The following is a 17462-nucleotide window of genomic DNA, read 5'->3' on the forward strand; positions in this document are numbered from 1 at the left end:
GAGGGAGGCGGTTTGTTTACATCGGCGCTATTAGAACAACTTCAGCGGCGGAGCCTCTTCTTTCACGGGCTCATTTTTAGCGGTCTGCTCGTTCCAGCCACCGCCGAGGGCCTTGTACAGGTTGACCTCGCTGGTCAGCTGCGCCAGGCGGTCGGTGATCAGCGATTGCTGGGCACTGAACAGTTGGCGCTGGGCATCGAGGAAGGTCAGGTTGCTGTCCACACCGATGCGGTAGCGACGCTCGGCCAGGCGGTAGTAGTCCTGGTTGGCGGCGACGAAGCCACGTTGTGCATCCAGTTGCTGCTTGTAGGTCGCACGCGCGGCGAGGCCGTCGGAGACTTCCTGGAAGCCGGTCTGGATGGCCTTCTCGTAGTTGGCCACGTTGATCTCTTTCTGGATCTTCGAGTAGTCCAGGCTTGCGCGCAGGCTACCGGCGTTGAAGATCGGGATGTTGATCTGCGGCGCGAAGGACCAGGTGCCCGAGCCGCCCTTGAACAGGCCGCCCAGGTTCGGGCTGGCGGTACCGGCGCTGGCGGTCAGGCTGATGCTCGGGAAGAACGCCGCGCGGGCCGCACCGATGTTGGCGTTGGCGGCCTTGAGGTTGTACTCGGCCTGAACGATGTCGGGACGTCGTTGCAGCAGGTCCGACGGCAAGCCGGCCGGGACTTCGCTGAGCAGGTCATCCGACAGCGGCTTGCTGGCGATATTCGCCGGCAGGCCGGTGCCCAGCAGCAGGGTCAGGCTGTTTTCGTCCTGGGCCACCTGGCGCGTATAGCGGGCCAGCTGCACGCGGGCGTTTTCCACCGAGGTGCGCGCCTGGCTGAGGTCGAGGGCCGAGGCCACGCCGACTTCGTTGCTGCGCGAGGTGAGCTTGAAGCTCTGCTCGAACGCGCCGAGAGTGTCCTGGGTCAGCTTGAGCAGTTCCTTGTCGGCCTGCCAGGTCAGGTAGGCATTCGCCACACTGGCCACCAGGCTGATCTGGGTGCTGCGTCGCGCTTCTTCGGTGGCGAAGTATCGCTGCAGCGCTTCTTCACTCAGGCTGCGCACGCGACCGAACAGGTCCAGCTCATAAGAGCTGATCCCCAGGCCTGCCGAATACTGGCTGGCAATGGTCGATTCGCCGGTCTGCGACAGGCGCGCCGGAGTACGCGAACGGCTGCCGCTGCCAGTGGCCGAGACGGCCGGGAACAGGTCGGCACGCTGGATCTGGTACTGCGCCGCATACGCGTCGATGTTCAGGGCCGCGACGCGCAGGTCACGGTTGTTCACCAGCGCAGTCTGGATCAACTGTTGCAGGGCAGGGTCATGGAAAAACTGCTTCCAGCCTTGCTCGGCGGCAGCCTGGCCCGGCGCCTGGGCCGACGAATATGCCGGCCCCTGCGGGAACTGCGCTGCTACCGGCGCTTCGGGGCGCTGGTAGTCAGGGATCAGCGAGCAGCCACTGAGCACGAATGCGGTGACGGCTAAGGAAAGTAGCGACTTGCTCATTGGCCAGCCTCTTTAGGAGTTTGCTTGGTTTCAGTCTTTTTACGCTCGCCAGCGGAGGACACGGTTGCGTAGAACAGTGGCACCCAGAAGATCGCCAGCACAGTGGCCGTGATCATACCGCCGATAACGCCGGTACCGATCGCGTGCTGGCTGCCTGAGCCGGCGCCGGTGGAAATCGCCAGCGGCAATACGCCGAGCACGAACGCCATGGACGTCATGATGATCGGGCGCAGACGCATGCGGGACGCCTCGATGGCCGCCTCGACGATGCCCTTGCCCTGCTCGTGGAGCTCTTTGGCGAACTCCACGATCAGGATGGCGTTTTTCGCCGCCAGGCCCACCGTCACCAGCAAGCCCACCTGGAAGAACACGTCGTTGGACAAGCCGCGCATGCTGGTGGCGATCAGTGCACCGATCACACCCAGTGGCACTACCAAGATCACCGCGATCGGAATCGACCAGCTTTCGTACAATGCCGCAAGGCACAGGAACACCACCAGCAGCGACAGGGCGTACAGCGCAGGCGCCTGGGAGCCGGACAGACGTTCTTCGTACGACAGGCCTGTCCACGCATAGCCGATGCCGGCCGGCAGTTCCTTGGCAATGCGCTCGACTTCCGCCATCGCGTCACCGGTACTGTAGCCAGGCGCCGGCGTGCCGAGGATTTCCATCGCCGCTACACCGTTATAACGCGAGAGCTTCGGCGAGCCGTAGATCCACTTGCCCGACGAAATGGCCGACAGTGGCACCATTTTCCCGGAGTCGGCGCGCACGTACCATTTGTCCAGGTCTTCCGGCGACATACGGCTGGCCGCGTCACCCTGCACATACACCTTCTTCACACGACCACGGTCGATGAAGTCGTTGATGTAGCTACCGCCCAAGGCGATGGCCAGGGTCTGCTGGATGTCCGAGAGGCTGATGCCCTGGGCGCTGGCTTTCTCGTCATCGACGGTCAGTTCGTACTGCGGCTCATCGTTCACGCCGTTGGGCCGCACGCCCGCCAGTATCTTGCTTTGGGCTGCCGCACCGAGGAACTGGTTACGGGCTGCCATCAGCTTGTCATGGCCGACACCACCCTGGTCTTGCAGGAACACGTCGAAGCCGGTGGCGTTACCCAATTCCAGAACCGACGGCGGCACGATGGCAAAAACCATGGCGTCCTTGAAGGTCTGCATGAAGTAGCCCTGGGCGCGCTTGGCAATCTCGAATACCGACGTGGACGAATCACGCTCGTCCCAAGGCTTGAGCATCACGAAGGCCAGACCCGAGCTTTGACCACGACCGGCAAAGTTGAAGCCGTTCACGGTGAACACCGATTTCACACCCTTGCCTTCGCCTGGCTCGCCTTCCTTGTCATGCAGCAGGAAGGCCCGCATGTCATCGATGACTTTTTGCGTGCGTTCCGCCGAGGAGCCTACCGGTGTCTGCACCTGGGCAAAGATCACGCCCTGGTCTTCTTCAGGCAGGAACGCGCTCGGAATACGGGTGAACATCCAGATCATGCCGGCCAGGATCAGCACGTACACCAGGAAGGCCGGGATTTTGTGCTTGATCATCGCGCCCACGCCGCGCTCGTACTTGAGTACGCCGCTGTCGAAGGTGCGGTTGAACCAGCCAAAGAAGCCGCGCTTGGGTTGGCCGTGTTTTTCCGGGTCGATCGCCTTGAGCATGGTGGCGCACAGGGCTGGGGTGAAGATCAGGGCAACCAGTACCGACAACGCCATCGCCGACACGATCGTGATGGAGAACTGGCGGTAGATCACACCGGTGGAACCGCCGAAGAAGGCCATCGGCAGCAGTACCGCCGACAGTACCAGGGCAATACCCACCAGGGCGCCCTGGATCTGGCCCATGGACTTGATCGTCGCTTCCTTGGGCGACAGGTGTTCCTCGGCCATCACCCGTTCGACGTTTTCCACCACGACGATGGCATCGTCCACCAGCAAGCCGATGGCCAGGATCATGCCGAACATGGTCAGGGTGTTGATGGTGAAGCCGAACGCCGCCAGGATCCCGAAGGTACCCAGCAATACCACTGGTACGGTCATGGTGGTGATGATGGTGGCGCGGAAGTTCTGCAGGAACAGGAACATCACCAGGAACACCAGCACGATCGCTTCGACCAGGGTGTGCACCACACCGGAGATCGATTCGGTCACCACCGGGGTCGTGTCGTACGGCACCACGGCTTTCATGCCAGGCGGGAAGAACGGTTCCAGGGACGCAACGGTAGCGCGGATCGCTTTACCGGTGTCCAGGGCGTTCGCACCGGCTGCCAGCTTGATCGCCATACCGGAAGCCGGCTTGCCGTTGAACTGTGCACTGATGCTGTAGTTCTGGCCGCCCAGTTCGATACGCGCAACGTCGCCCAAGCGCACTTGGGAACCGTCGGCATTCACCTTCATCAGGATCTTGGCGAACTCTTCAGCGCTTTGCAGACGGGTCTTGCCGATGATGGTGGCGTTCAGCTGGGTGCCGGGCAGGGCAGGCAGGCCGCCCAGTTGGCCGGTGGCCACCTGCACGTTCTGGGCCTTGATGGCGTTGCTGACATCTACCGGGGTCAGCTGGAAGTTGTTCAGCTTGGCCGGGTCGAGCCAGATACGCATGGCGTACTGCGAACCGAACACCTGGAAGTCACCCACACCCGAAGTACGGGAGATCGGGTCCTGGATGTTGGACACGATGTAGTTGGAGAGGTCGTCCTTGGTCATGCTGCCGTCTTCCGACACCAGACCGATCACCATCAGGAAGTTCTTCACCGACTTGGTCACGCGGATACCCTGCTGCTGCACTTCTTGCGGCAGCAGTGGGGTCGCCAGGTTCAGCTTGTTCTGCACCTGCACCTGGGCGATGTCCGGGTTGGTACCCTGGTTGAACGTCGCGGTGATGGTCATGCTGCCGTCGGAGTTACTGTCCGAGGCCACATAGCGCAGGTTGTCGATACCGTTGAGCTGTTGCTCGATGACCTGCACCACGGTGTCCTGCACGGTTTGTGCGGACGCGCCTGGGTAGGTCACCTGGATATCAATAGCGGTTGGCGCAATGGCCGGGTATTGGTTGATGGGCAACTTCAGGATCGACAGTGCCCCGACCAGCATGATCACCAGGGCAATTACCCAGGCAAAAATGGGACGGTCGATAAAAAATTTCGACATGGATTACTCCCCTTGACCAGCAGCGGCAGCAGGCGCTGCAGCAGTACCGGCGGGTTTGGCGTTGTCGGCGTCCTTGACCTTGACTTCAATGCCCGGCTTGATGAATTGCAGGCCCTCGGTGATCACGCGGTCGCCGGCGTCCAGGCCTTTTTCCACCAGCCAGTAGGCGCCGGAAGTCCGATTGGCAACCAGTACGCGTTGCTCGACCTTGTTGTCCTTGTTCACGATCAGTGCGGTCGGAATGCCTTTCAGGTCACGGGTCACGCCTTGTTGCGGCGCGAGAATGGCCTTGCTGTTCACACCGGCTTGCAGTTGGGCGTGCACGAACATGCCGGGCAGCAGCACATGGTCAGGGTTAGGGAACACGGCGCGCAGGGTCACGGAACCGGTGGTCTGGTCGACCGACACTTCAGAGAACTCCAGCTTGCCTGGGTGGCCGTAGTCGCTGCCGTCTTCCAGGGTCAGCTTGACCATGGCGGCGTTGTCGCCGGCTTTTTGCAGTTGGCCGCTTTCCAGGTCGCGACGCAGTTTGAGCATTTCTGCCGAAGACTGGGTGACGTCGACGTAGATCGGGTCCAGTTGCTGGATCACGGCCATGGCGTCGGCCTGGCCGTTGCTGACCAGCGCGCCTTCGGTCACCGAAGAACGGCCAATGCGCCCGGAAATCGGCGCGAATACCTTGGTGTAGCGCACGTTGATCTGCGCGCTCTGCAGGTCGGCCTCGGCAGTCATGCGGTCGGCGACGGCAGTGTCGTATTCCTGGCGGCTGACGGCTTGCTCATCGACCAGTTGCTTGTAGCGATCGGTGATCGACTTGGTCTGGGTCAGCTTGGCCTGGGCGCTCTTGAGCGTGGCCTCATACACCGACGGATCGATCTGGTAGAGCTGCTGCCCTTCCTTCACGTCGGCGCCTTCCTTGAACAGGCGCTTGAGAATGATGCCGTTCACCTGCGGGCGCACTTCGGCAATGCGGTAGGCCGTGGTGCGGCCTGGCAGCTCGGTGGTCAGGGTAAAGGCTTGCGGTTGAATGGTGACCACGCCGACCTGAGGGGTTTGAGCGGGCGGTGCCGCTTCTTCCTTTTTACATCCGCTGAGCAGCGATGCCAGGGCGACGGCAGTGACCAGAGCGGTAACAGCTGGCTTAAGTTGCATGAAGATCCTCGGGTCAGGCGCGCAGGGTGCGCACAAGAAGTGTGGAAGGGTGAAAAACAAGCTGTGAGTAGATAAGTAGCTTGCTACGCAATATACTTACGTTCATGGTTGTTTGTAAACTCTTGACAGGCAGGGCGGAATGTAGACAAAGCACCGCCCAAAGCCTCGATTTTAGTACGTTCGGCGCCCATGACGGTGTCGTCCCACAATTATTCTGATGATCGTTCGCGTCTATTAACCTTGCGTTAACGATAGTCCCAAGTGTTCTGATTGAGGTTTTACTGCCATGGTTCGTCGCACCAAAGAGGAAGCTCAGGAAACGCGCAGCCAGATCCTCCAAGCCGCCGAGCAAGCCTTTTATGAACGGGGCGTTGCGCGGACCACGCTGGCGGACATCGCCGCTCTGGCGGGCGTGACGCGCGGTGCCATCTACTGGCATTTCAGCAACAAATCCGACTTGCTGCAGGCGCTGCTCGACACGCTGCACGAACCCTTGGACGAATTGGCCCGGGCGAGTGAAAGCGAGGATGAAGTCGACCCGTTGGGGTGCATGCGCAAGCTGCTGATTCATCTTTATCATCAAGTGGCTCTGGACCCGAAAACCCGGCGCATCAACGAGATCTTGTTCCATAAGTGCGAATTCACCGATGAAATGTGTGACATGCGCCGCCAGCGCCAGGCCCATACCCTGGAGTGCAACCTGCGCATCGGCCTGACGTTGCGTAATGCGGTGCATCGTGGGCAATTACCGGAAAATCTCGATACCACCCGTGCAGCGGTGTGCATTCATGCCTTCATCCAAGGCCTGATCGGCCAGTGGCTGTTGGTGCCCGACAGCTTTCAATTGCATCAGGACGCCGAACGCTGGGTGGATGCCGGGCTGGACATGCTGCGCCTGAGCCCCAGCCTGCGCAATTGAGACAAAATGCGTAATTACGTCCAGTTGTGTCAACAGTAAAGCCTAAGGATGGTCAATCGTCCTTCTGCCTGATTGAAGGGATGACTTTATATACGCGCTGGCGGGCGGTTGATAGGTAGCGGCCTAAGTATTTTGTAGCGATTTTGTTGCGGTTCTGTGAAGCGATGTTTCCAAGGGGCTACACACAGGCAAAATGTGGGAAGGGGCTTGCTCCCGATGGCGGTGTGTCAGTCAATGATGGGTTGACTGAACCACTGCTATCGGGGGCAAGCCCCCTCCCACATTTTGTGTCCGACTATCTATTAGATCGGCAGCGTTGGATAGTCGATATAACCCACCGGGCCTTTACCGTAGAAGGTTTCCGGGTGCGGCTCGTTCAGTGGCGCATCGGCCTTCAAGCGTGCCGGCAGGTCCGGGTTGGCAATGAACGGTATGCCGAAGGCCACCGCATCGGCCTTGCCGGCGGCCAGCCAGGCGTTGGCGCTGTCTTTGGTGAAGCGTTCGTTGGCGATGTACACGCCGCCGAAGGCTTTTTTCAGTTGGGGGCCGAGGCTGTCTGCGCCTTCTTTTTCACGGGCGCAGATAAAGACGATGCCACGCTTGCCCAGTTCACTGGCCACGTAGGTGAAGGTTTCCGTCAGGTTGGCGTCACCCATATCATGAGCGTCAGCACGCGGTGCCAGGTGCACGCCCACGCGGCCGGCGCCCCAGACTTCTATGGCGGCATCGGTCACTTCCAGCAGCAGGCGCGCACGGTTTTCCAGGGAACCGCCGTACTGGTCGGTGCGCTGGTTGGTGCTGCTTTGCAGGAACTGGTCGAGCAGGTAGCCGTTGGCACCGTGGATTTCAACGCCGTCGAAACCGGCGGCCTTGGCGTTTTCGGCGCCGGTGCGGTAAGCGTCGACGATGTCGGCGATTTCAGCGGTTTCCAGGGCGCGTGGGGTCGGGTAGTCGGCCAGTGGGCGCACCAGGCTGACGTGGCCTTTGGGTTGGATCGCGCTCGGCGCCACCGGGGTTTCGCCGTTCAGGTACGACTCATGGGAGATGCGCCCGACGTGCCACAGTTGCAGGAAGATCTTGCCGCCCGCGCCGTGGATCGCCTTGGTCACATTGGACCAGCCGCGAACCTGGTCGTTGGACCAGATGCCCGGCGTGTCCGGGTAGCCCACGCCCATGGGCGTTACGGAGGTGGCTTCGCTGAGGATCAGCCCGGCGGATGCACGCTGCACGTAGTACTCGGCCATCAGCGCATTGGGCACGCGGCCGGCGTCGGCACGGCAGCGGGTCAGCGGCGCCATGATGATGCGGTTTTTCAGTTCCAGGTCGCCCAGTTTGATGGGATCGAAAATAGTCGGCATGGGAAAGCACCTTTGTCTCAAGTTGATCAGTGGGTCGTGGGGGCCAGCTCGGCATCGCCGGGGGCGCTGAGTTCGGTGAAGAGCGCAGTGAGGAAGGCTTGGATCACGTCCTCATTGCGTTTGAAAAAATGCCACTGCCCGGCCTTCTGGCTGGTGATCAGGCCGGCCCGTTGCAACGTGGCCAGGTGGGCCGACACGGTCGACTGGGACAAGCCGCAGCGCTGGTCGATCTGCCCGGCGCAGATGCCGTATTCGTGATTGTGCAGTTGCTCGGGAAATTGCACTTTCGGGTCTTTCAGCCAGGTGAGGATGTCTCGTCGTACTGGGTGCGCCAGGGCTTTTATTATGTCGTCGAGGTCGAAGGGCATGGCAGAGGCTCGGTGTCGTAAAACGTTATATCGCGATGAGGCGAACCTTAAATCGTTATATCCCGATATACCAATATGATTTTGCTCTGAGGTCAGTCGAATTGGGTATATCGGGTTATAACGATACGTTGGCGGCGGTGGTAGACTGCGCGCCATGAATTATCTCGCACACTTGCACCTGGGCGGCCAACTGCCTGCGCAACTGCTGGGCAGCCTGTATGGCGATTTCGTCAAAGGCCGCTTGCAGGGCCAGTTCAGTCCCTCGATCGAAGCGGCGATCCAATTGCACCGTTCCATCGACCGCTTTACCGACAGCCACCCGTTGGTAGGGGAGGCGTTGTCGCGTTTCAGCCTGACCCGCAGGCGCTATGCCGGGATCGTGCTTGATGTGTTTTTCGATCATTGCCTGGCGCGGGACTGGGCGCGGTATGCCGACCAACCGCTGGAGCACTTCACCGCGCAGGTGTACCGCGTGCTGGCGGCCGAACCGCAGTTGCCGGGACGGCTGGCGCAGATTGCGCCATATATGGCGGCGGATGACTGGTTGGGCTCGTATCGTGAGTTCGCGGTGATGGAGCAGGTGTTGCGCGGGATCTCGCGGCGGTTGACCCTGCCTGAGGAGTTGGGGTATGCGATGCAGGAGTTGCGTGTGTTGTATGAACCGCTGAGCAAAGACTTCAGTGAGTTCTACCCAGAGCTACAGGCATTCGCACAAATCCAACTGGCTACACAAAACTGAATGTGGGAGGGAGCAAGCCCCCTCCCACATTTGACCGTGCCCGCTTAGGCCGCATAGGCGGGCCGAGTGTCTTCCAATTCGGCTTCCGGCAACGGCCCAAACAACGCCCTTTGCACCGCCTGCTGCGCCTGATACGCCAGCGCCGCGCGTTCCTGTCCGGCGCAGGCAATCGGCTTGAGCAGGTGAATCTCCACATCGCCCTGGTCATGGGCAAACAGCCGCATCAGGTGCGACAGCAGATCATCATCGCCAATGAACGGTGCCAGTGGGTCCACCTCGCCATTGCGCAGATAACGAATCGCCACCGGCTGCAGCGACACGTCCGCATCGATCGCACTGGCCAACAATCTCCCGTGAAACGTGCGCAGGCTGCGACCGTCGGTGGTGGTGCCTTCGGGGAACATCAACAGCGGGTGCTGTTGCTCCAGGTGACGGGTCATCTGTTTGCGAATCAACTGGCTGTCACCCGAGCCACGGCGAATGAACAAACTGCCGGCTTTCGCCGCCAACCAGCCGGCTACCGGCCAGGTGCGCACTTCGGCTTTGGACAGGAACGACAGCGGCGTCACCATGCCCAGCAGCGGAATATCCGTCCAGGACACATGATTGCTGACCCACAGCATCGGCGTTTGCGGCAACTGGCCGTGCACCGTCACGCGAAAGGGCAGGGCGTGGGTCAACCGCGCCATGAAGAACCGCGACCAACGCTGGCGCCGCACCATCGAATTGGCCACGCCCAAACGCTCGAACAGGCCAAACACACTGGCCATGGTCAAGCCCAGCGCCACCACCAGCAGCACCCGGGCGATGCGCCCGTACACGCGCAGGCGGCCCATCACATGGCTGCCTTGAAGTGGCGCGCATAGCGCGGGCACAGCTCATCGCGCTTGAGCAGGATGAACACGTCGGCCACCTGGAAATCTTCATCCCAGCACGGCTCGCCGCAAATCTTCGCCCCCAGGCGCATATAAGCCTTGAGCAGCGGTGGCATTTCGGCGATGACGTTGGACGGCAGGTCCATCGCCGGCAGGGGCTTTTTCGGCTCGGCGCGCAGGTGTTCATTGCACAGGTAGCGCTCGCGCAGACGCTGCATGATTGCGTGGGCCTGGATGCCGCCGTCGTGCATCGGGATGCTCGCGCACCCCATCAGGTAGCTGTAGCCGCCCTCGTTGAGCACCTCGGCCAGCTCGCCCCAGAGCACCGCGATGGTGCCGCCATTGCGGTAGGCCGGGTCGACGCAGGTACGGCCGATTTCCAGGATCGGGCCCTGCAAGTGCAGCAGCCCGTGCAGGCTGAATTCCTCTTCGCTGTAGAACCGGCCCAAGGTGCTGGCGGCCTGGTGATCGAGCAAACGGGTGGTGGCCACCAGCCGACCGCTGTTTAAGTCACGCACGCCGATGTGGCTGCAGTGAACATCATAGTCATCCATGTCCAGACCCAGTTCCGCGCCTTTCAGCTTGGCGTTGAACTCGCCGCTGAACACGTTGAACCGCAGGGCCTGGGCTTCCTGCAAGGCCGCGGCGCCAACCAGGCGTTCGGCTTGCAGGCGGCGTTCATTGCCGGTGTCGCTGATGCGGGCGAGCTGAGTCATAGCGAGTCTCCGAGTGCCGGCCAGGTTGTGCGGCCAGTCGACTTTGTTGTCCAAACTCAGGCTATGTAGGCTCGGTGTCATCTCCATGAAGTTACGGTGACGGTTGGATGACAGGCCCCTTGTCGTCAATCTGTCATCGGCCTGGATTAGGCTCGCGGGCTTGAATGCCCCTTGAGTTTGCGTCCATGGTCAGAGGCCTGCTGTGCGTTGTCTTGTTATTCATCACCGTGAGTGCACGTGCTGAAACCTGGCCTGGCCATGACTGGGTGACGGGCAGGTTGATCGAAGGTCCTGCTGTCGACGCGCTGAATGCCTACGCATTCCCGCCCCGTGACGACAACACTCGCCAAGGTATTCGTACCGACGCGCTGTTGGTGATCCGCGACGGCCAGATCATCTATGAACGCTACGCAGCGCCCACTAGCGCCAGCACGCCGCACCTGACCTGGTCGGTCAGCAAAAGCCTGATGGCGACCGTACTGGGGGTGGCCTACGGCGAAAACCGCTTCAAACTGAACGACCCCGCCGCGCGCTTTTACCCACCAATGAAACAGCACCCCAAGGTGACGATGGCCGACCTGCTGCACTGGGCCTCGGGCCTGGACTGGCAGGAAGACTATGAATACGCGCCGCTCAAATCCTCGGTAGTGGCGATGCTCTACACCCGTGGCCGCGCCGATATGGCGCAATTCGCGGCCGAGACCGAGGCCGCCGATGCACCCGGCCAGGCTTTCCGTTACTCCAGCGGCGACAGCAATATTCTGTCGGCAGCGCTCAAAGGCATGCTCGGGCACAAGGCTTATATGAGCTACCCGTGGGAGGCGCTGTTCAAGCCATTGGGCATTCGCACTGCAACCTGGGAAACCGATGCCGACGAGACGTTTGTCGCCTCATCCTATGCCTACCTCACCGCCCGCGATCTGGCGCGGGTCGGGCTGTTGATGGCGCGGGACGGGCGTTGGGGCGAACGACAATTGCTGCCCAGGGAGTGGGTCGCGTTCAATCGTCAACCCTTCGCCAATTACAAAGCGGGCCAGGATGAAGCCGTGCCAGGCGGGCAATGGTGGCTCAACCAGGGCACGCCCGCACCCTGGCCCGACGCACCGGCCGACACCTTCGCCGCACTGGGGCACTGGGGCCAGGCGCTGTTCGTGCTGCCCGATGAACACTTGGTCATCGTGCGCTACGGCGATGACCGCGACGGCAGCTACCGACATAACGAACTGCTCAAACGCGTGCTGGCGGCGGTGCGGTCATGATCCGTCGTCATCCGTTTATCAGTGTTTTGCTGCTGCTGTTGCTCGTGTTGTTGGGCTGGGTGTGGCATGAGCGCATCAACCTGCAAGCCTTTCCCGACATCATCGCGGCGTACACGGCCAAGGAGTATTGCTCGTGCAGGTACGTGGAAAACAACCCGGCGCAGTATTGCCGGGGTTACGTGAAGCAGTACGTGCCGACCAGCGCGCTGATCGACAAGCCGGAACGCAGTGAAGTGACGGCGAGTGGGCTGGGGCGTACGCACACGGCACGGTGGCTGGGCGATCGTCAGGGCTGTCGCCTGTACCCCTGAATATACACATCACCCCTGTGGGAGGGGGCAAGCCCCCTCCCACATTGGATTTGCGCCGTTCGTGAGATTGCGCTTAAGGTTCATCCAGATTTTTTGCCCCATGAGCCTTTATGTTCAATCTCAAACCTTTGGTCTTTGCACTGCTGACCTGTGCCGCTGTGCCTGCCCATGCCGACTGGTACCTGGATAACGAGTCTTCACGCCTGTCCTTCGTCACCACCAAAAACACTGAAATCGCCGAAGTGCAGCGCTTCCTCGTGCTGCATGGCAAGGTCGACAGCCAGGGCGCGGCCCAGGTGCAGGTGGAGCTGGAGTCGATCAACAGTGGCGTCCCGCTGCGTGACGAGCGCATGCGCAAAGAGTTGTTCGAGATCAAGCAGTTTCCCGAAGCGTTGGTCAGCACTCAGATCAACCTGCAACCGATCAATGACCTGGCCTCTGGCGCGCAACTGGAGTTGCGCCTGCCGCTGAGCATCACCTTGCATGGCAAGACCCAGACCTACACGGCCGAGCTATTGGCCACGCGCCTGGATGACCGGCGCTTCCAGGTGGTGACCCTGGAGCCGGTGGTGCTGCATGCCGAGGATTTTGACCTCGCGCCAGGCGTAGCCGCGCTGCGCAAGGTCGCAGGTCTTAAATCGATCAGTTTGTCGGTGCCGGTGGGTGCGGTGCTGATCTTTACGGCGCGCTGACGTGGGCGGCGCGGTATTCCCGTGGCGCAGCGCCAACCGTTTCGAGTTGCTGATCGACGGGCCGAGTTTCTTCCCGCAGATGTTGGCCGGGATTGCGCGGGCTGAGCAGCAGGTCGATCTGGAGTTGTACCTGGTGGAAGCCGGCGCCTGCGCCGAAGCGATGGTGCAGGCGCTGGTGCTCGCAGCTGAACGCGGTGTGCAGGTGCGTTGCCTGTTCGATGATTACGGCAGCCTGGCGTTTACCCTCGGGCTGCGCAAGCGCCTGACCGACGCGGGTGTGGAGTTGCGGTTCTACAACCGCCTGAGCTGGCGGCGCTGGATGCGCAACCTGTACCGTGACCACCGCAAGGTGTTGTTGGTCGACCAGGGTATCGCGGTGGTTGGCGGCACCGGTGTGACGGATGAGTTCTGGACGCCGGGCCAGGACACCGCCGACTGGCATGAAGTGATGGTGCAGATCAGCGGTCCGTTGGTGCTGGATTGGCAGGCGCTGTTCGATCGTCAATGGCACGCCAACGCCGCCCGCCGCGAGTGGAAGCCCGCCACCCACTTTGGTTTGCCGCGTTTGCCCAAGGTGCCCGCGACCGGGCCGGGCCTGGGGCGGGTTGCCTATGCCGACGCCCGTCAGCATCGCGATATCCTGCAGTCGCTGATCCGCGCCTTGAACAGCAGCCAGCAGCGGATCTGGCTGGCCACGCCGTACTTCCTGCCCACCTGGAGCGTGCGCCGTGCCTTGCGCCGCGCGGCCGGGCGCGGGGTGGATGTGCGCTTGCTGCTCACCGGCCCGCGCACCGATCACCCGTCGGTGCGCTACGCCGGGCACCGTTATTACCCGCGTTTGCTGCGTTCGGGGGTGCAGATCTTCGAGTACCAGCCGTGCTTCCTGCATTTGAAGATGGTGCTGGTGGACGACTGGGTCAGTATTGGCTCGTGCAACTTCGACCACTGGAATCTGCGCTTCAACCTGGAGGCCAACCTGGAGGCGTTGGACCCGGCATTGACGGCGGCGGTGGCGGGCAGTTTCGAGCGTGATTTTGCCCAGAGCCTGGCGGTCAGCCTGGAAGCGTGGAAGGCCCGGCCGTTGTGGCGGCGGGTGAAGCAGCGGGTGTGGGGATGGATTGATCGGTTGGTGGTGAACCTGTTGGATCGACGCGGCTAACAAGATCAATGAGGTCAATGTGGGAGGGGGCTTGCTCCCGATAACGGTGGATCAGTCAGCATATTTGTTACTGATCTACCGCTATCGGGAGCAAGCTCCCTCCCACATTTTTGACCGAGTTCAGGCTTTAAAGCAGTTCAAAGCTCTGCTGCTGCACATCCTGCGAGTCCAGCCCGATCTGCACATTGAACTCACCCGGTTCTGCGGCGAATTTCAGCTGGGCGTTATAGAACTTCAAGTCTTCCTCGGTAATGGTGAAGTGCAGCGTGCGCTCCTCTCCCGCCTTGAGCATGACCTTCTGGAAGTTCTTCAGCTCTTTCACCGGGCGGATCATCGAGCCGGCTACGTCCTGGATGTACAGCTGCACCACGGTTTCGCCATCGACCTTGCCGGTGTTTTTCAGAGTGACACTGGCGTCGAGCTTGCCGGTCTTGTTCAGGGTGGTGGACGACAGCGCCATGTCCGACAGGCTGAACGTGGTGTAGCTCAGGCCATAGCCAAACGGAAACAGCGGGCCGGTGGTGTCATCGAAGTACTGCGAGGTGTAGTTGCCCGGTTTGCCCGGCGTGAACGGCCGGCCGATGCTCAGGTGGTTGTAGTAGGTGGGAATCTGCCCCACCGAACGCGGGAAGGTGATCGGCAGTTTGCCCGACGGGTTGTAGTCGCCGAACAGCACGTCGGCAATGGCGTTGCCGCCTTCGGTGCCGGCGAACCAGGTTTCCAGGATGGCGTCGGCCTGTTGGTTTTCCTCCAGAATCGACAGCGGCCGGCCATTCATCAGCACCAGTACCAGCGGTTTGCCGGTGGCCTTGAGGGCCTTGATCAGGTCCCGTTGGCTTTGCGGGATGTTCAGGTCGGTACGGCTGGAAGACTCGTGGGACATGCCACGGGACTCGCCCACAGCGGCCACGACGACGTCCGCATTCTGGGCCGCCTTGACCGCCTCATCGATCAACACTTGCGGCGCACGCTTGTCATCCACCACTTCCGGGGCGTCGAAGTTGAGGAAGTTGAGGTAGTCGACCACGGCCTTGTCGTTGGTGATGTTGGCGCCGCGGGCGTAAATGATTTTGCCTTTATCGCCGATCACGGCGTTCATGCCGTCCAGCAGCGTCACCGACTGCTCCGGTTTGCCGGCGGCGGCCCAGCTGCCCATCATGTCGATCGGCGCCTTGGCCAGCGGGCCGACCAGCGCGATGGTCGCGGATTTTTTCAGCGGCAGCGTCTGGTTCTGGTTTTTCAGCAACACCAGGCTGCGGCGCGCGATGTCACGCGCGTCGGCACGGTGCAGGCGGCTGTCGGCATAGGTGTCGGCCGGGTCATCCTCGGCCTTGCCGATGCGCAGGTACGGGTCCTTGAACAGGCCCATGTCGTATTTGGCGCCGAGCACTTCGCGCACGGCGTTGTCGATGTCGCTCTGTTCGATCTCGCCGGACTTGAGCAGCCCCGGCAGTTCCTTGCCGTACAGCGTGTCGTTCATGCTCATGTCGATGCCGGCCTTGATCGCCAGCTTGGCGGCTTCACGCCCGTCCTTGGCCACGCCGTGCTTGATCAGTTCGAAGATCGCACCGTGGTCGCTCACGGCCAGGCCCTTGAAGCCCCAGTCCCTGCGCAGCAGGTCGTTCATCAGCCAGGTGTTGGCGGTGGCGGGCACGCCGTTGATCGAGTTGAGCGCCACCATCACGCCGCCGGAACCGGCCTTGATCGCCGCGTGGTAGGGCGGCAGGTAGTCCTGGTACATCTTGACCGGGCTCATGTCGACCACGTTGTAATCGCGCCCGCCCTCTACCGCGCCGTACAGGGCGAAGTGCTTGACGCTGGCCATGATGCTGTCGGCGTTCGCGGCGCTGGCGCCCTGGAACGCCTTGACCATGACTTCGGCAATGCGCGACACCAGGTACGTGTCTTCGCCGAAGCCTTCGGAGGTGCGGCCCCAGCGCGGGTCACGGGAGATGTCGACCATCGGCGCGAAGGTGATGTCGAGGCTGTCGGCGGCGGCTTCCTGGGCGGCGATGCGCCCGGAGCGACCGATGGCGTCCATGTCCCAGCTGGAGGCCAGGGCCAGGCTGATCGGGAAAATCGTGCGGTGGCCGTGGATCACGTCGTAGGCGAAGAACATCGGGATCTTCAACCGGCTGCGCATGGCCGCGTCCTGCATGGGACGGTTTTCCGGGCGAGTGATGGAGTTGAACGTGCCACCGATGCGGCCGGCGGCGATTTCCTTGCGGATCAGCTCGCGGGGCATCTCGGGGCCGATGCTGATCAGGCGCAATTGGCCGATCTTTTCATCGAGGGTCATCTGCTTGAGCAGGTCGCTGACGAAGGCGTCCTTGTCGTCAAGCGCAGCAGGCTTTGTTTCTGCCCATGCGGGGTGGCTGGCCAGAGTGGCAACAAGGCCGAGCAAACACAGCTTCTTCATGAATATCCTTTTTCGGCTCACTGCACAGCGGTCAGGCTGATCGGCCAAAATGTGGGGAGCGTCTATTGTTGTTCGGGTGTTGTTCAGATAAATGCAGCACACTCTGAACTCTTTTTCGCGCTGGGCATCTTTGTAGCTGATTGGCTCGAAGCATTCCAGTGGTGGCGGATTATGCCCCAAGCGCGTGGTTTATAGGGTTAGTCATCACATTCCATCCAGATTGGCAGGAGATACACCATGCAAGCAGCACAAGGTTACCGCTGGGGCTTGAAAGCCGCGGCGCTGTTATTGATCAGCAGCGTATTGAGCGGTTGCGGCATCAACAACATTCCGACCCTCGACGAACAGGCCAAGGCGGCCTGGGGCCAGGTGCAGAACCAGTACCAACGCCGTGCCGACCTGATCCCCAACCTGGTGGAAACGGTGAAGGCCTATGCCGCCCATGAGCAGGACACCCTGACCGCCGTGATTGAGGCGCGGGCCAAGGCCACCTCGATCCAGGTGGATGCCAGCACCCTCGACAACCCGGAAAAACTCAAGCAGTTCCAGCAAGCCCAGGACGGCCTCAGCGGCGCACTCAGCCGTTTGATGGTGGTGTCCGAACGCTATCCGGACCTGAAGGCCAACCAGAACTTCCTGGCCCTGCAATCGCAGCTTGAAGGCACTGAAAACCGTATCGCCGTGGCCCGTCGCGATTTCATCCAGACCGTGCAGGCCTACAACACCGAAATCCGCACCTTCCCAGGCCGCCTGTGGCACAGCGTGATGTACAGCGACCTGCCGATCCGCGCCACATTTGAAGCCACCAGCGCCGATGCCGATAAGGCGCCGCAGGTGAAGTTCAAATAA

The 17462-nt window shown here is 61.5% G+C and carries 15 protein-coding genes; 7 read left to right on the forward strand and 8 right to left on the reverse strand.

From position 1 onward, the window contains the following. Window positions 1-30 precede the first annotated feature (30 nt). From adeC to C4J85_RS06640, 3 genes are read right to left on the reverse strand one after another with little or no spacing between them, the layout of a single operon-like run. Window positions 31-1488: an AdeC/AdeK/OprM family multidrug efflux complex outer membrane factor gene (gene adeC, locus C4J85_RS06630; RefSeq protein WP_124361680.1), complete on the reverse strand. Its 1458-nt coding sequence runs from the start codon at window positions 1486-1488 to the stop codon at window positions 31-33. Beyond that, window positions 1485-4646, reverse strand: coding sequence for an efflux RND transporter permease subunit (locus C4J85_RS06635; RefSeq protein WP_124361681.1), 3162 nt, complete (start codon window positions 4644-4646; stop codon window positions 1485-1487). Before C4J85_RS06635 ends, adeC begins: the two co-directional genes overlap by 4 nt. 3 nt (window positions 4647-4649) lie before the next feature. Then, window positions 4650-5798, reverse strand: a complete 1149-nt coding sequence (locus C4J85_RS06640; RefSeq protein WP_124361682.1) for an efflux RND transporter periplasmic adaptor subunit — start codon at window positions 5796-5798, stop codon at window positions 4650-4652. 286 nt (window positions 5799-6084) lie between these two features. Here C4J85_RS06640 and C4J85_RS06645 point away from each other — a divergent pair, with 286 nt between their 5' ends. Next, the gene (locus C4J85_RS06645; RefSeq protein ID WP_124366172.1) at window positions 6085-6717 is read left to right on the forward strand and encodes a TetR family transcriptional regulator; all 633 of its coding nucleotides are present in this window, start codon (window positions 6085-6087) and stop codon (window positions 6715-6717) included. 302 nt (window positions 6718-7019) lie between these two features. Here the strand turns inward: C4J85_RS06645 and C4J85_RS06650 are convergent, their stop codons facing one another. Then, complete coding sequence (locus C4J85_RS06650) at window positions 7020-8075, reverse strand: alkene reductase (RefSeq protein WP_124409266.1); 1056 nt, start codon at window positions 8073-8075, stop codon at window positions 7020-7022. A gap of 26 nt (window positions 8076-8101) precedes the next feature. Further along, window positions 8102-8443, reverse strand: a complete 342-nt coding sequence (locus C4J85_RS06655; RefSeq protein ID WP_124361685.1) for a helix-turn-helix transcriptional regulator — start codon at window positions 8441-8443, stop codon at window positions 8102-8104. A gap of 154 nt (window positions 8444-8597) precedes the next feature. On the opposite strand from C4J85_RS06655, the gene C4J85_RS06660 reads away from it, so the two are divergent. Further along, on the forward strand, window positions 8598-9182 hold the full coding sequence (locus tag C4J85_RS06660) for an ACP phosphodiesterase (RefSeq protein WP_124406503.1): 585 nt from the start codon (window positions 8598-8600) through the stop codon (window positions 9180-9182). 44 nt (window positions 9183-9226) lie between these two features. On the opposite strand, the gene C4J85_RS06665 is transcribed toward C4J85_RS06660, so the two are convergent. Further along, a complete protein-coding gene (locus C4J85_RS06665; RefSeq protein ID WP_124409267.1) occupies window positions 9227-10018 on the reverse strand; it encodes a 1-acyl-sn-glycerol-3-phosphate acyltransferase in 792 nt (263 codons plus the stop codon). After that, window positions 10018-10773 (reverse strand): L-ornithine N(alpha)-acyltransferase, encoded by a 756-nt coding sequence (olsB, locus tag C4J85_RS06670; RefSeq protein ID WP_124366177.1) that lies wholly within the window; start codon window positions 10771-10773, stop codon window positions 10018-10020. Before olsB ends, C4J85_RS06665 begins: the two co-directional genes overlap by 1 nt. Window positions 10774-10958: 185 nt before the next feature. On the opposite strand from olsB, the gene C4J85_RS06675 reads away from it, so the two are divergent. The 4 genes from C4J85_RS06675 (at window position 10959) to C4J85_RS06690 (ending at window position 14194) form a co-directional block, all read left to right on the forward strand. Next, window positions 10959-12032 carry a serine hydrolase gene (locus C4J85_RS06675; RefSeq protein ID WP_124409268.1) on the forward strand — a complete coding sequence of 358 codons (1074 nt, stop codon included), beginning with the start codon at window positions 10959-10961 and terminating at the stop codon, window positions 12030-12032. Then, window positions 12029-12343, forward strand: coding sequence for an amidase (locus C4J85_RS06680; RefSeq protein WP_124409269.1), 315 nt, complete (start codon window positions 12029-12031; stop codon window positions 12341-12343). Before C4J85_RS06675 ends, C4J85_RS06680 begins: the two co-directional genes overlap by 4 nt. Before the next feature lie 110 nt (window positions 12344-12453). After that, window positions 12454-13035 (forward strand): YceI family protein, encoded by a 582-nt coding sequence (locus C4J85_RS06685; RefSeq protein ID WP_124409270.1) that lies wholly within the window; start codon window positions 12454-12456, stop codon window positions 13033-13035. Window position 13036: 1 nt separating this feature from the next. After that, window positions 13037-14194 carry a phosphatidylserine/phosphatidylglycerophosphate/cardiolipin synthase family protein gene (locus tag C4J85_RS06690; RefSeq protein ID WP_124409271.1) on the forward strand — a complete coding sequence of 386 codons (1158 nt, stop codon included), beginning with the start codon at window positions 13037-13039 and terminating at the stop codon, window positions 14192-14194. 127 nt (window positions 14195-14321) lie between these two features. Here the strand turns inward: C4J85_RS06690 and bglX are convergent, their stop codons facing one another. Then, window positions 14322-16613 (reverse strand): beta-glucosidase BglX, encoded by a 2292-nt coding sequence (bglX, locus tag C4J85_RS06695; RefSeq protein ID WP_124409272.1) that lies wholly within the window; start codon window positions 16611-16613, stop codon window positions 14322-14324. Between the two features lie 237 nt (window positions 16614-16850). Here bglX and C4J85_RS06700 point away from each other — a divergent pair, with 237 nt between their 5' ends. Continuing rightward, window positions 16851-17462 (forward strand): LemA family protein, encoded by a 612-nt coding sequence (locus tag C4J85_RS06700; protein ID WP_124361693.1) that lies wholly within the window; start codon window positions 16851-16853, stop codon window positions 17460-17462.

This window comes from Pseudomonas sp. R4-34-07, assembly GCF_003852375.1.
Taxonomy (GTDB): Bacteria; Pseudomonadota; Gammaproteobacteria; order Pseudomonadales; family Pseudomonadaceae; genus Aquipseudomonas.